A 13,248-nucleotide genomic window follows, 5' to 3' on the forward strand; every position below is an offset into this window, starting at 1 on the left:
GGGCGCGCAACTACTGGTAGTCGACCTCGCCTTCGCCTTCGCCGACCCAGGAACCCCGGTCGGGTTCGCGGGACGCCAGCGGGTCGAGGTCGTTGTACCACGGCACGTTCTTCAACTGTTCTTTGTTGAACACGAGGTCGTGTTTCGTGTCCCCGGTGAACTCGAAGTTCTCCGTGAGGAGAATCGCGTCCACCGGACAGACCTCCTCGCAGAGCCGACAGTAGATGCACTGTCCGACGTGGAGGTTGTACTGCTCGCCGTTGCGCTGCTTGTCCGTGACAATCTGGATGGTGTCGTTCGGGCAGACGTTCTCGCATTGGCGACACCAGATGCAGCGCTCCTGGCTGAACTTGTGCACCCCGCGGAAGCGCGGGCTGACTTCGGGCGCTTCCTCCGGGTACTCGACGGTGAACGTCTCACCGTCGAGGGCGTGTTTCATCGTCGTTGCCATCCCTTTGAGTAGTCCAATCATAGTCCGAGCACCCCGAGGATAACTGCGGTGAGCACGAGATTAGCGAACGAGAGGACCAGCAGGCCCTTCCAGCCAATCTCGATGATCTGGTCGATGCGCACGCGCGGGACCGCCGACCGGCACCACTGCGTGAACAGGAACACCGCCCAGATCTTGATGGTGAACCAGACGAACCCGGGCAGGAACGGTCCCGCCGGGCCGCCGAGGAACAGCGTCGCGATGATGGCACCGCCGAGGAAGATGTGGACGAACTCGCCGAGGTAGAACAGCACGAAGTACACCGAGGAGTACTCGGTCTGGTAGCCGCCGACGATTTCGGTCGGCGCTTCGGGCGTGTCGAAGGGGTTGCGGCCTACCTCCGCGAGGTTCGCGATCATGAACAGCACGAACGCGAACGGGTTGACGAACGCGAACCACGCCGGAATCCGGATGCCGGCGATGGTCACCAGTTCCACGGTCTGGGCGGCGACGATTTCGCTCATCTGGAGCGACCCCGTGAACAGCACGACGGAGGCCGCGGTGACGACGAGCGGAATCTCGTAGGCGATGTTCTGCGCGACGGCACGCAGGCCGCCGAGGAGGCTGTACTTGTTGTTCGACGCGTACCCGCCCATCAGGAGGCCGAGGCTCGCAATCGACGCGATTGCGAACACGAACACGAGCCCCGTTTCGGGGTCGGCGAGGTGGATGCCGTTGCCCATCGGGATGACGGCGAACGCGAGCAGCGCCGAGCCCGCGAGCACGACCGGCGCGACGTCGTACGCGGGCCGGTCGGCACCTTCGGGGATGATGAGTTCCTTCGACAGCAGGCGGACTGCGTCGACGATGATGGTCCCCAGCCCCCAGGGGCCGATGCGGTTGACGGAGATGCGGTCCGTGAACGCCGCGGTAATTTTGCGCTTCGCCCACGGGCCCGCGAACGCGGTCATCGTCAGCATGATGGTGCCGACGAGCGCCGCGCCCAGCAGCATCGAGAGCAGCTCCCCGGCGAACCCGCCGATGCCGAGGAGGTCCTGGATGGTGTCGGGGAGTGGCGTCGCCGTCGCCATCTATCGGTCCACCTCCCCGAGAATCACGTCGAGGCTGCCGAGCGTGGCGACGAGGTCGGGGATGTACTCCCCGGTGGACATCTCCTTGAGCGCGGAGAGGTTCGAGAACGCCGGGCTGCGAATCTTGAAGCGCCCGGGCTTCTCGGTGCCGTCCGCGCGGATGTAGATGCCGAGTTCGCCCTTCGCGCCCTCGACGGCGCGGTACGTCTCCTTGCCCGCTTCGGGCTTGAGGGTGCGCGGGACGTTGGCCTGAATCTCGCGCTCGTCCTCCGGCCAGTCCTCCAGCAGGTCGACGCACTGCTCGATGATGCGGGCGGACTGTTCGATTTCGCGCATCCGCACGAGGAGGCGTGCGAAGTTGTCACCGCCGTCCTCCGTGACGACGTCCCATTCGAGCTCGTCGTAGTAGCCGTAGGAGTCGTCGCGGCGGAGGTCGTAGTCGATGCCGGAGCCGCGGGCGACCGGGCCCGTGACGCCGTAGTTCTTGGCGACCTCGGGGTCGAGGTAGCCGGTGTCGACACACCGGGACTGGAAGATTTCGTTCTCCGTGATGAGGTCGTGGTACTCGTCGAGCTTCGCCGGGAGGTCGTCGAGGAAGTCCCGGACGTTCTCGAAGTACTCGTCGCGGGGTTCGGGGATGTCCCAGACGACCCCGCCGAGGCGGAGATAGTTGAACATCATGCGCTGGCCGGTGAGGTCCTCCAGGAGGTTCTGGACGATTTCCCGGTCCCGCATGCCGTACATGAAGATGGCGGTGAAGTCGCCGTAGAGGTCCAGCGCGAACGTCGCGGTGGCGAGCAGGTGGCAGGCGATGCGGCACATCTCCGAGCCCATCGTCCGGATGACCTGCGCGTACTCGGGGACCTCGATGTCCGCGAGGTCCTCGGCGGCGCGGGCGTACGCCCACTCGTTGACGATGCCGCCCGGGCCGTAGTCCCAGCGGTCGGGGTACGGCATAATCTGGTAGCGGTAGGTCCCCTTCTGGGCCATCTGCTCCTCGCAGCGGTGGAGGTAGCCGATGTCGGGGTTGACGTCCGCGACCTGTTCGCCGTCCAGCACCGTCTCGACGTGGAGGACGCCGTGCGTGGCGGGGTGGTGGGGACCGATGTTGAGGAACATCGTGTCCGAGTCCTCACCGCCGCGAGCGTGGTCCTCCAGCGGGTTCTTGTTCTCCTCGAACGTGACGATCTGGGGCTTGTCCTGGTTGTAGTCCAGACCCAGGGGATGGCCCTGCCACGTGTCGGGAAGGAGGATGCGTTCGAGGTTCGGGTGGTCGTCGTACTGGACGCCGACGAGGTCGTAGGCCTCCCGCTCGTGCCAGTCGGCGGTGCGGAAGACGGGGGCCGCGCTCTCGCTGACCGGCTCCTCGCGGGACGTCGGCACGACGATGCTGACCTCGTTGGTCGGGTCGTCGTACTGCTTGAGGTGGTAGATGCTCTCGAAGCGGTCATCGTGCTCCTCGGCGGTGACACACGAGAGGTGGTCGAAGCCGGCGTCGTCCTTCAGCGTCTGGAGGACGTCCTGGACGGCGTCCGCGCGGACGACGTAGGCGTCGGCGTTGAGGTGTTCCTCGCGGTCGAGGACGTGGTCGCCGAGCAGCTCCGCGATGGCGTCACCGTCGACGTCGCCCGACTCGGTCGTCGGGGGTTCGACGTTACGCTCTTCGTACGTGCTCATGGCGAATCAGCCCAATTGTAGCGCATGACGAGGGTCTCCTCGTCGATGTCGTCGGCGAGCTTCTGGACCATCTCGTCGCGGTCGAGGTCCCCGAACTGTTCGAGCTCGTAGGGCTTGACCGTGACCGGCGACGACTCGCCGTTGGCGATGCGTTCCTGGAGCTTCGCGACGCCGTAGACGAGCGCCTCGGGGCGGGGCGGGCAGCCCGGGATGTGGATGTCGACCGGGATGACTTCCTCGGCGCCCTTCACGACGTTGTACCCCTCCTGGAAGGGGCCGCCGGAGGTCGAACAGTTCCCCATGTTGACGACGAACTTCGGCTCCGGCATCTGGTCGTAGACGCGCTTCATGCGCGGGGCGAACTTCGAGACGATAGTCCCCGGCACAATCATCACGTCGGCCTGCCGCGGCGACGCGCGGGGGACGCCGGCGTGGAAGCGGTCCAGGTCGTGTTTGACCGAGTACGTGTGCATCATCTCGATGCTGCAGCAAGCGATACCGAACTGCAGCATGAACATACTCGACCCGCGAACCCAGTTCATGAACTTGTCGAACTTCGTGAGGATGAACGGCGTCGAGCCGAACGCCTCGCGGAGCTTCGAGTTGAACCGGCTGTCGACGCCCTCCCCCATTCGGGCTTCGCGGGTGTCAGTCAGCGGTTCGCTGGTTCCCGTAATACTGTCGCGTGGTTGGTCACTGCTCATGTGGTTTTCCTCCGTGCCGTGGTGTCCGCACCCACCGGACGACGCCCTTGCGCCACGCCCACGCGAGGCCGACGACGAGCACGCCGATGAAGACGAGCATCGGCAGCAGTGCCCGGGTCAGGCCGGCGGACTGGACGGCGTCCTGGTAGATAACGGTCCACGGGAAGATGAGAACGGTCTCGATGTCGAACACGAGGAACAGCAGCGCGACCATGTAGTACTGGATGTTGAACTGGACGCGCGCGTCCCCCGTCGGAACCTCGCCACTCTCGTAGGTGGCTCGCTTCCCTTGTTCAGGTACGGTCGGGCGCAGTAGCGAGGACACCACCATCATCGATGCGGGGATGAGGATGCCCACGAGCGCCAACATACCGATGGCGATCCATGGATTCATAGGAGTGTCTCCGTGACGAGCGGGAGTTTGGACCCCACGCCCATAAACGTTGATTTATGCTCGCACGGCCCGAGACGGTAGAATTCGGGGGTTTCAGGGCGACTGCGGCGTTCGGGCGTCGGTGACGTGACTGGTCAGTCCCGCGCCGACCGGAAGCCCGGCGTCCCGCGTTCGTGCAGTTCGCGGGACACGTCCGCGACGCCGTCCCGGCGTTCGGCGTGGCGGTCGCGGAGCCGCTGGGCGAGTTCGTCGTCGCTGGTCGCGAGGAACTGTGCGGCCGACAGCCCCGCGTTGTAGGACTTCCCGGCGTCGACGGCCGTGATTGGCGCGCCCGTCGGCATCCCGATGACCGAGTCGACGGATTTCTCCTGGACGGGGACGCCGACGACCGGAATCGGGTACGCAAGCGACGCGGTCATGTTCGGGAGGTCCGCGGACTTCCCGCCGGCACCCGCGATAATGACGTCGAGCCCGCGGTCGGCGGCCGTCTCCGCGTACGCGTACATCAGGTCCGGCGTCCGGTGCGCGGAGACGACCCACGACTCGAAGGTGTACCCCGCAGGCGGGTCGTCGTAGTCCGTGACTTCCGCGAACCCGAGCTCGGTGAGCGCGTCGTGCGCGCCCGCCATCACGTCGAGGTCGCTGTCGCTGCCCATGATAATCCCGACGTCGGGCGTCTGCTCGCGGGGGCGGTCCCGCGCGGCTTCCGATTCGAACAACTCGACGAGGTCTGCTACTGTGGTCATGAGTCTGAGGGTGTGAACGAGAGCGCGTCGCGGGCGGCGCGAGCGCGCATCAGGAGTTCGCCGCGGTCGTCGCCGACGACCGTGACGTGCCCCATCTTCCGGAGCGGGCGGACGTCGCGTTTGCCGTACCAGTGGAGGGCGATGCGGTCGTCCCGCAGCGCGCTCGACACGCCCGCCAAGTCGGCGGGGCGCTCCGCGCCCTCCGGGTCGCCGAGCACGTTCGCCATCACGGTCGGCTGGCGGAGCGTCGTGTCCCCGAGCGGCAGCCCGCAGAGCGCGCGGGCGAACTGCTCGAACTGCGAGGTGTGACAGCCCTCGATGGTGTAGTGCCCGGAGTTGTGCGGGCGGGGCGCGACCTCGTTGACGAGGATTCGGCCATCCACTTCAAATAACTCGACGCCGAAAACGCCGCGGCCGTCGAGCGCGTCGAGCACGTCGCGGGCGACCTCGGTGGCCTCCTCGCGGACGCGCTCGCTGGTGCGCGCCGGCACGACGGATTCGCGGAGAATCTCGGCCTCGTGGACGTTCTCTGCGACCGGGAACGTCGCCGTCTCGCCGTCGCCGCTGGCCGCGATGACCGAGAGTTCGCGCTCGAAGTCCACGAGCTTCTCGGCGACGAGCCCGTCGAGACCGTCGAACGTCCCGCGCGCCTCCGCGACCGACTCCACGGGCGCGTTCCCGCGGCCGTCGTAGCCGCCGGTGCGCGCCTTCAGCATCAGCGGCCGTCCGAACGCCTCGAAGGCGGCGTCGAGGTCGTCGGCGTCGTCGACCGCGCGGAACGGCGGCACCGGCACGCCCGCGTCTTCGAACGCCCGGTTCTGCACGAGCTTGTCCTGAATCGTCTCCAGCGTCCCCGGCGACGGGTGGACAGGCACGTCGTACTCGTCGCTCACGTCCGCGAGCACTGCGGGGTCCGCGAGCTCGATTTCGTACGTGAGCACGTCCGCGCGCTCGGCGAGCTCGCGGATGGCGTCGCTGTCGTCGAACGCCGCCGTAATCTGATCGGCGGCGGGCGGGCACGCCGGGCAGTCCGGCGTCGGGTCGAGGACGACCACGTCGGCGCCCAGCGGGCTCGCGGCTTCGGCGAGCATCCGGCCCAATTGGCCGCCGCCGACGACCCCGACTGTCGCTCCGGGAACGGGTACCGTCATCACCCGCGACTTCCGCCTACTCCTGCATAAGAATTGCCGAAGGAACCGACGGAGTGTACACGCCCGTGCTCACTCGGGGTCGGCGAAGCCCGGTGCCCCGGTGTCCACGAAGACGACGATAATCGTGTTCGTCGCCGTGAGTTCGTACGTCCACCCCTCGTACTCGGGGCCGAGGCGCTCGCGGACGCCCTGGTAGTGTTTCGCCTGCGTCACGACGACCGGCGCGTCCGTGGTCTCGACGCTGACCGTCTCGTTCCCGGCGACCGTCGGTGCGGACAGTCGCGTCGTGGAGTCGGTCACCGCACCCGCGCGTTCGGTATACCACGGCAGCGGCAGCCGATTGAACCAGTTCGTCCCCTCGACGCTGTCCGGGTCCGAGGCGTCGTACTCGCCGGTGACGTGGAAGTGGCTGCCGTAGTAGAGCACGTCCGTCCCGTCGTTCTCGGGGGCGATGCGGTCGATGCGCTCGATGGTCGCGCGCATGTCGCTGCCGGGCTGGCCGTACTGGACGAGCGCGTTCTCGTCGTCCTGCGGCATCAGGTACGACGTCTCCGTAGTGACGGCACCCATCTGTCCGGCCGCTGCGAGCAACACGAGTGCGGCGAGCGCGACGCCGACGCGGTCGTCGCTCCGGGAGGCCGACCGGCCGCGGTCGACGACCACGCGCACGCCGACGGCCGCGGGAATCGCCAGCGGAACCACCGCGTGCACGACCGACCAGTGCCCGGAGATGTCCGTAATCGCGGGGTAGACGACGACCGACGCGACCGCCCAGTAGCCCGCGAACAGCACGAGGTCGCGGGGCTCGTCGGCGACGTAGCGCTCCGCGAGGAAGCCGACGACGGCGGCGGCGACGAGCATCAGCGACGCCGCGCCGAGCGTCCGCAGCGCGTCCGCGAGGAACGCGACGTAGCTGTGCTGGCGGGAGGCGCTGCCGCTGACGCCCCACGTGCTCCAGAACTCCGCCCACGCACCGGCCGTGCCGGCGGCGACGACGCCTGGGAGCCGCGTCGGGTTCGTGAGCGCCGCGTAGAACTCGGGCCGCGGCGCGTAGAAGACGACGACTACGACGAGGAACGCGAGCGCGCCGCCAGCGATGGCGCGCCGCCACGCGAGTAGGCCACTTCCGACTCGCTGGAGATGCTCGTGGAGCACGCGCTCCCAGGATTCGTCGCGCTTGCGCGCCGTGAACAGCTGTTCGTCCAGCAGGAGCGCGCTCGCGCCGGCGAACATCGCGACGTAGACGAGCGCGTTCTCCTTGGTCGTGAACGCCAGGCCGAGCATCGCGCCGGCAGCGACCAGATAGCCGCCGCGGCGGGTATCCAGCGCGCGCACCGCGAGCGCGAGCGCGGCGACGCTGAACGCCGCGACGAGCACGTCGCTGCGCACGAACCGCGAGTAGTAGACGAGCACGGGGTTGAGCGCGAGTAGTGCAGCGAGCGCCGCGACCTCCACGTCGTCGAGGCGCGCGCGGAACAGCCACGCCGTCGCCGGGAGGAGTGCGCCGACGACCGCGACGGGCGCTCGCGCGACGGCGTCACTCGTTCCGAGGACGCCGAACAGCCACTCGTTCACGTGGAAGAGGAACGGGCCGTGGACGATGGCACGGTAGGCCCACTCGCCGGTCGCGGCGTACTGGAGCACCCAGTAGCCGACGCGGGCCTCGTCCCAGTGGAAGATGCGGTCGCCGAGCGCGACGAACCGGAGGACGAGCGCGGCCAGCACCGCGAGGGCGACCGCGAGCGCCGGGGCGCGGCGGCGTCCGAAGGAGGGCATTTCGTTCGCCAAACGGAACGGGGTGCATACAAACTTGTGGGTTCGCGGGAACTGTCCGTAACGGTAGGCCTTTATCCGCGCCGGGAGACCCAACGAGTATGGTAGCGCTCGGGCTCGTCGTTGCGGAGTTCAACCGCAGCGTCACCGAACAGATGGAATCGGCGGCCGTGGAGACGGCCGACGACGCGGACGCCAACGTCGTCGAGTTGGTCCGCGTGCCGGGCGCGTACGACGCGCCGCTGGCCGCCGACCGGCTCGCGCGCCGCGACGACGTCGACGCCGTCGCGGTCGTCGGCGCTATCGTCACGGGCGACACCGACCACGACGACGTCATCGCACACGCGACCGCCCAGAAGCTCACCGACGTCAGTCTCGACCGCGACACGCCGGTCGCGTTCGGCGTCGCCGGGCCGGGGATGTCGGGCGCGGAAGCCCGCGAACGAGTACAGAAGGGAGCGGAAGCCGTAGACAGCGCGATTCACCTCGCGGAGGAACTCTAAGATGGACTTCACCGACAGGGTACGACGAGTAGAACCGAGCGCGACGCTCGCGGTCAGCAACCTCGCGAACGAACTCGAAGCCGAGGGCAAGGACGTCATCGACCTCTCGGTCGGCGAACCCGACTTCGACACGCCGCAGAACGTCAAGGACGCCGCCGAGGACGCCCTCGAAGCCGGCGAGACGGGCTACACGTCCTCGAACGGCATCCCGGAACTGCGGGAGGCCATCGCGGCGAAGCTCCGCGGCGACGGCATCGACTACGAGGCGGGCAACGTCATCGTGACGCCGGGCGCGAAGCAGGCGCTGTTCGAGACGTTCCAGACGCTCGTCGACGACGGCGACGAGGTCGCACTGCTGGACCCCGCGTGGGTGTCCTACGAGGCGATGGCGAAAATCGCGGGCGCGGAACTGACTCGCGTCGACCTCTCGCCGCACGACTTCCAATTGGAGCCGGCGCTGGACGAACTCGCCGACGCGGTGTCGGACGACACCGAACTGCTGGTCGTGAATTCCCCGAGCAACCCCACGGGCTCGGTGTACTCGCGTGAGGCCATGGAGAGCGTCCGCGACCTCGCCGTCGAGCACGACATCACGGTCATCTCGGACGAAATCTACCAGCACATCAACTACGGCCGCGAGCACGTGAGCCTCGCCGCCCTCGACGGGATGTTCGAGCGCACCGTCACCATCAACGGCTTCTCGAAGGCGTACGCGATGACGGGCTGGCGCCTGGGCTACCTCGCGGGGCCCGAGGAACTCGTCGACCAGGCGGGGAAGGTGCACTCGCACTCCGTCTCCTCGGCGACGAACTTCGTCCAGCACGGCGGCGTCGAAGCCATCGAGAACACCGACGAAGCCGTCGAGGAGATGGTCGAGGCGTTCGAGTCCCGGAAGGACCGCCTGCTGGAACTGTTCGCCGAGCACGGCACGGACGTCCCGGAGCCGGACGGCGCGTTCTACGTGATGGTCCCGGTGGACGAGGACGACCAGCAGTGGTGCCAGGATGCCCTGAAGGACGCCCACGTCGCGACCGTCCCCGGGAGCGCGTTCGGCACGCCGGGCTACGCGCGCATCTCGTACGCGGCGAGCACCGAACGGCTCGAAGAAGCGGTCGAGCGCCTCGCGGCAGAAGGCTACCTGTAACGCGACCCGCGGCTTTTTTTGAGGAGCTACGGCCAACTACCGCTGCCTTCGTAGGCGTCGACGACGCGCTGGACGGCGACGACGTACGCGGCCATGCGGAGGTTCGGGAGGTCGTTGGCCTCGTAGGCGTCAATCATCGCGTCGAAGGCGTCGGTGATGACGGACTCCAGTTCCTCGTTGACGCGCTGTTCAGTCCACTGGAAGCGCTGGCGGTTCTGCACCCACTCGAAGTACGAGACGGTGACGCCGCCCGCGTTCGCGAGGATGTCCGGGACGACGTGGACGCCGCGCTCCGTGAGCACGCCGTCGGCGTCCGGCGTGAGCGGGCCGTTCGCGGCCTCCACGACCACGTCGGCCTGGACGTCGTGGGCGAGGTCGCCGTCGATGGCGTTCTCCAGAGCCGCGGGCACGAGCAGGTCGACGTCGAGCGTGAGCAAGTCCTCGTTGCCGAACTCCTCGGTCGTGCCGTCGTAGCCCGCGACGCTGCCGGTATCGCGCTTGAACTCCTTGACGTGGCGGGTGTCGAACCCTTCGGGGTTGTAGATGGCGCCCGAGGAGTCCGAGACGGCGACGACGTGTGCGCCGAGGTCTTCGAGGAGTCGCGCGGCGATAGAGCCGGCGTTCCCGTACCCCTGAACGGCGACCGTGGCTTCCTCCATATCCTTGCCGAGGTAGTCGAAGACCTCGCGGGCGGCGAACATCGTCGAGCGGCCGGTCGCCTCGACGCGACCCTTGCTGCCGCCGTTTTCGAGGGCTTTCCCCGTGATGACGCCGGGCGCGGTCGTGTTCTCCAGCGTCTCGTAGGTGTCTTTGATCCAGTTCATCTCCCGCTGACCCGTGTTCACGTCGGGCGCGGGCACGTCCTTGTCCTCCCCGATGAACGGGCGAATCTCCTTGCCGAACGACCGCGTGATGCGTTCGAGCTCGCTCTCGGAGTACTCGCTGGGGTCCAGTTCGATGCCGCCCTTCCCCCCACCGTAGGGGATGTCGACGACGGCCGTCTTGTACGCCATCCACCCGGAGAGCGCCTTCACTTCGTCGCGGGTGACGCCCGGGTGATAGCGGATGCCGCCCTTGTACGGGCCGCGGTCGCCGTTGAACTGCGAGCGGTACGCGTCGAACGTCTCGATGGTGCCGTCGTCCATCTCCACGGACAGCGTGAGTTCGAGCACGCGCTCGGGCTGTTTGAGGCGTTCGAGGACGTCCTCGCGGACGTCGAGGTACTCGCTCGCGTCGTCGAGTTGTTCCTGCAGACTCTCGAAGGGATTCGTGTCCGTCATTACTCCGAGCGACTTCGTCGCTCAGCAAAAGCGTGGCGGAATTCGTGTGAGGATATGCACCGAACGTCACTAATTACCATTCTCGATTCCGGCCGCGAGCGCCCGTTCGAGGATGCGCTCGGCCTGCGCGACCAGCGGCGCGTCCACCATCTCGCCGTCCACGCGGTACACCCCGTGGCCCGCCTCGTCGGCCTCCTCCTTGGCGTCGAGGACCTGCTTCGCCCACGCTACGTCTTCCTCCGCGGGCGTGAACGCGTCGTTAATGGGGTCGACCTGCGAGGGATGAATCGCGAGCTTCCCGTCGTAGCCCAACTGCGCGGCGAATTCGGTCTCCTCGGCGAGCCCCTCCGTGTCCTCGATGTCCGTGTCGACGGTGTCGATGGCGTCCACGCCCGCTGCGCCCGCCGCGAGCACGACCTGCTCGCGCGCGTGGAGGACTTCGATTCCGTCGTCGGTCCGCGTCGCGCCGACGTCCGCTGCGAGGTCTTCGGCACCGAATACGAGCGCGTCCGTCGGCCCGGCGTCCGCGATTTCCTCGGCGTGCAGGACGCCGCGCGCGGACTCCACGAGCGCCAGCACGGGGACGTCGAACGCGCGCTCGTCGAGCAGCCGGCCGAGCGTCGTCACCTCGTCGGCGGACCGGGCTTTCGGGAGGACGACCGCGTCGAGCCGCGGGTTCTCCCCCGCGAGCACCGTCTCCACGTCGTCACGAGCGCCCGCTCCAATCGGGTTCACGCGCACGCAGACCTCGCAGTCCGGGTCGAACTCGGGGTCCGCGAGCACCGACTGGACGGCGGTCCGCGCCTCGGTCTTGCGCGCGGGCACGACCGCGTCTTCGAGGTCGAAGACGACGACGTCCGCGCCCGTCTCCGGCGCCTTCCGCAGGAACTCCGGCTGGTCGCCCGGCGAAAACAGGACGCTGCGTCGAGCCATGGCGGGGGGTTGCCCCGGCCGCTTGTATGTCTATCGGCGCGCGAGCAGTGCAGCCGCGGCGAGCGCGACGACCGCCGCGACGGTGCCGAATCCGGGCGACGTCGACGGCGTCGACTCCGCCGTCGTGGTCGGCACGTCAGTCGGCGTGCTAGTCTCGGTGTTCGGCGTCGCGGTCTCGGTCGTCTCGTCGTCCGTCAACAGGACGAACGGCGCGGTTCCCGTGCCGCCGCTGCTCTGGTGGTTCACGTCCAGCGGCACCTGGTAGATGCCTTCCGAGGGGTTCTGGACGTCCTCGTAGACGACCACGACTTCGTCGCCGTACTGGAGGTCGTAGTTCCCGCCGAGGCCGACGGTCAGCGTCTGGCCGTCGTTCGACGCGTCGACGCTGCTGAGGTCGTCGGAGACGTTCACGTCGATGGTGTCGTTGCCCGCGTCGCCGCCGCGGTCGATGCCGATTTTCACGACGTCGCCCTGTCCGACCTCGTCGACGTTCGTCCCCGTCCCGCTGTAGTCGACTGCGAGCCCGTTCCACGAGTCGCCCGCGGTCTCGTTGTCGACCGTGGCAATCACCGTGTGCGTCGCGTTCGCGTTCGGCTCCGCGGGTTCCGCGTCGACGGACGCCCAGGAGACGATGTCGGACGTACCGTTGTCTTCGTCGCTGCTGTCCGACGTCGCGGTGGTCGCGGTGGTGTCACTGCCGCCGGACGTACTCGTGGTCGTGTCGCTGCCGCCGGACGTATCGCCGTCGTTACTGTCTATCGCGGTCGTGTCGCTCCCACCGGAATCAGTCGTCGTCGCGGTCGGCGTGGCCGTGGCGGTCGCAGTCGCCGTCTGCGTGGCCGTCGTGTCCGACGAAATCGAGAGCGTCGCGGACGCTTCCGCGCTGCTGCTCTGCGGGTTGATTCGGATGCCCACCCCGTAGTCGCCTGCGTCCGGGTTCTGCGCGCCGTCGTAGGTGGCGACGATCTGGTCGCCCTCGTAGAGGTCGTAGACGCCGCCAAGTCCGATGTTGAGCGTCTGGCCGTTGTTCTCCGAACCGACGCTGCTGACGTCGTCGGAGACGTCGATGGACTCGCTGCTGTTGCCGCGCTCGATGCGAATTTCGACGAGGTCGTTCTGGCCGACGTTGCTCACGTCGGTCGCCTCGTAGTGGACCGCCAGTCCGTTCCAGGAGCTACCACCCTCGTCGCTGTCCACCGTGGCTGTCACCGTGTGCGTCGCGGTCGCGCCTGCGTCGTTCGGCGACGCTTCTATCGAGCCACTCGTTGCTGCTGTCGTCAACCCGGCGAACGCGGCAGCCGTGACAACGACAGCCACCAGTACCCCTGCACGGACGTAGTCCCCTGACATATTCTCAACGTCACCCGCTGACTGAAAAAGGCTGGTGGCCATATCCCGGAGTAAAAGCCTGTTGGCCGCGAT

12 protein-coding genes and 1 pseudogene are annotated in these 13,248 nt (G+C 67.8%); 2 read left to right on the forward strand and 11 right to left on the reverse strand.

Annotation, left to right across the window (positions count from 1 at the left end; genetic code table 11):
• Positions 1 to 10: 10 nt before the first annotated feature.
• The 8 genes and pseudogenes from LT974_RS03290 to LT974_RS03325 form a co-directional block, all read right to left on the reverse strand.
• Entirely contained in the window at positions 11 to 472 is a 462-nt protein-coding gene (locus LT974_RS03290) for a NuoI/complex I 23 kDa subunit family protein (RefSeq protein ID WP_157502830.1), read from the reverse strand.
• The gene (locus tag LT974_RS03295; protein WP_232589242.1) at positions 469 to 1,521 is read right to left on the reverse strand and encodes a complex I subunit 1/NuoH family protein; all 1,053 of its coding nucleotides are present in this window, start codon (positions 1,519 to 1,521) and stop codon (positions 469 to 471) included. The genes LT974_RS03290 and LT974_RS03295 overlap by 4 nt, the downstream gene beginning before the upstream one ends.
• Entirely contained in the window at positions 1,522 to 3,198 is a 1,677-nt protein-coding gene (locus LT974_RS03300) for an NADH-quinone oxidoreductase subunit D (protein ID WP_232589243.1), read from the reverse strand. It lies immediately after the preceding gene.
• Positions 3,195 to 3,902 carry an NADH-quinone oxidoreductase subunit B gene (locus LT974_RS03305; protein ID WP_230887572.1) on the reverse strand — a complete coding sequence of 236 codons (708 nt, stop codon included), beginning with the start codon at positions 3,900 to 3,902 and terminating at the stop codon, positions 3,195 to 3,197. Before LT974_RS03305 ends, LT974_RS03300 begins: the two co-directional genes overlap by 4 nt.
• Complete coding sequence (locus LT974_RS03310; protein WP_232589244.1) at positions 3,892 to 4,296, reverse strand: NADH-quinone oxidoreductase subunit A; 405 nt, start codon at positions 4,294 to 4,296, stop codon at positions 3,892 to 3,894. The genes LT974_RS03305 and LT974_RS03310 overlap by 11 nt, the downstream gene beginning before the upstream one ends.
• A 134-nt stretch (positions 4,297 to 4,430) precedes the next feature.
• Complete coding sequence (gene purE, locus LT974_RS03315) at positions 4,431 to 5,042, reverse strand: 5-(carboxyamino)imidazole ribonucleotide mutase (RefSeq protein ID WP_232589245.1); 612 nt, start codon at positions 5,040 to 5,042, stop codon at positions 4,431 to 4,433.
• Positions 5,039 to 6,211 (reverse strand): annotated as a pseudogene (locus LT974_RS03320) (5-(carboxyamino)imidazole ribonucleotide synthase); the annotation flags it as partial. The gene purE and the pseudogene LT974_RS03320, both read right to left, overlap by 4 nt.
• 51 nt (positions 6,212 to 6,262) lie before the next feature.
• Complete coding sequence (locus LT974_RS03325) at positions 6,263 to 7,969, reverse strand: flippase activity-associated protein Agl23 (protein WP_232589247.1); 1,707 nt, start codon at positions 7,967 to 7,969, stop codon at positions 6,263 to 6,265.
• Between the two features lie 98 nt (positions 7,970 to 8,067).
• On the opposite strand from LT974_RS03325, the gene ribH reads away from it, so the two are divergent.
• Both ribH and LT974_RS03335 read left to right on the forward strand, forming a co-directional pair.
• Positions 8,068 to 8,469, forward strand: a complete 402-nt coding sequence (gene ribH / locus LT974_RS03330) for a 6,7-dimethyl-8-ribityllumazine synthase (protein WP_232589248.1) — start codon at positions 8,068 to 8,070, stop codon at positions 8,467 to 8,469.
• A 1-nt stretch (position 8,470) separates the two neighbouring features.
• Positions 8,471 to 9,613, forward strand: a complete 1,143-nt coding sequence (locus LT974_RS03335) for a pyridoxal phosphate-dependent aminotransferase (protein ID WP_232589249.1) — start codon at positions 8,471 to 8,473, stop codon at positions 9,611 to 9,613.
• A 26-nt stretch (positions 9,614 to 9,639) separates the two neighbouring features.
• Here the strand turns inward: LT974_RS03335 and LT974_RS03340 are convergent, their stop codons facing one another.
• The 3 genes from LT974_RS03340 to LT974_RS03350 all read right to left on the reverse strand — a co-directional run bounded on the left by LT974_RS03340 (position 9,640) and on the right by LT974_RS03350 (position 13,176).
• Complete coding sequence (locus LT974_RS03340) at positions 9,640 to 10,893, reverse strand: Glu/Leu/Phe/Val family dehydrogenase (protein WP_232589250.1); 1,254 nt, start codon at positions 10,891 to 10,893, stop codon at positions 9,640 to 9,642.
• Between the two features lie 69 nt (positions 10,894 to 10,962).
• The gene (locus LT974_RS03345) at positions 10,963 to 11,826 is read right to left on the reverse strand and encodes an HpcH/HpaI aldolase/citrate lyase family protein (protein ID WP_232589251.1); all 864 of its coding nucleotides are present in this window, start codon (positions 11,824 to 11,826) and stop codon (positions 10,963 to 10,965) included.
• A 30-nt stretch (positions 11,827 to 11,856) separates the two neighbouring features.
• Positions 11,857 to 13,176, reverse strand: coding sequence for a PGF-CTERM sorting domain-containing protein (locus LT974_RS03350; RefSeq protein WP_232589252.1), 1,320 nt, complete (start codon positions 13,174 to 13,176; stop codon positions 11,857 to 11,859).
• Positions 13,177 to 13,248 lie beyond the last annotated feature (72 nt).

It is taken from the genome of Halobacterium noricense, from assembly GCF_021233435.1.
Lineage (GTDB): Archaea > Halobacteriota > Halobacteria > Halobacteriales > Halobacteriaceae > Halobacterium > Halobacterium noricense.

Bases quoted from the DNA above. Each gene is read 5' to 3' on its own strand.
- LT974_RS03290 (WP_157502830.1), bottom strand. From the start codon at position 472: ATGATTGGACTACTCAAAGGGATGGCAACGACGATGAAACACGCCCTC.
- LT974_RS03295 (WP_232589242.1), bottom strand. From the start codon at position 1,521: ATGGCGACGGCGACGCCACTCCCCGACACCATCCAGGACCTCCTCGGC.
- LT974_RS03300 (WP_232589243.1), bottom strand. From the start codon at position 3,198: ATGAGCACGTACGAAGAGCGTAACGTCGAACCCCCGACGACCGAGTCG.
- LT974_RS03305 (WP_230887572.1), bottom strand. From the start codon at position 3,902: ATGAGCAGTGACCAACCACGCGACAGTATTACGGGAACCAGCGAACCG.
- LT974_RS03310 (WP_232589244.1), bottom strand. From the start codon at position 4,296: ATGAATCCATGGATCGCCATCGGTATGTTGGCGCTCGTGGGCATCCTC.
- purE (WP_232589245.1), bottom strand. From the start codon at position 5,042: ATGACCACAGTAGCAGACCTCGTCGAGTTGTTCGAATCGGAAGCCGCG.
- LT974_RS03325 (WP_232589247.1), bottom strand. From the start codon at position 7,969: ATGCCCTCCTTCGGACGCCGCCGCGCCCCGGCGCTCGCGGTCGCCCTC.
- ribH (WP_232589248.1), top strand. From the start codon at position 8,068: ATGGTAGCGCTCGGGCTCGTCGTTGCGGAGTTCAACCGCAGCGTCACC.
- LT974_RS03335 (WP_232589249.1), top strand. From the start codon at position 8,471: ATGGACTTCACCGACAGGGTACGACGAGTAGAACCGAGCGCGACGCTC.
- LT974_RS03340 (WP_232589250.1), bottom strand. From the start codon at position 10,893: ATGACGGACACGAATCCCTTCGAGAGTCTGCAGGAACAACTCGACGAC.
- LT974_RS03345 (WP_232589251.1), bottom strand. From the start codon at position 11,826: ATGGCTCGACGCAGCGTCCTGTTTTCGCCGGGCGACCAGCCGGAGTTC.
- LT974_RS03350 (WP_232589252.1), bottom strand. From the start codon at position 13,176: ATGTCAGGGGACTACGTCCGTGCAGGGGTACTGGTGGCTGTCGTTGTC.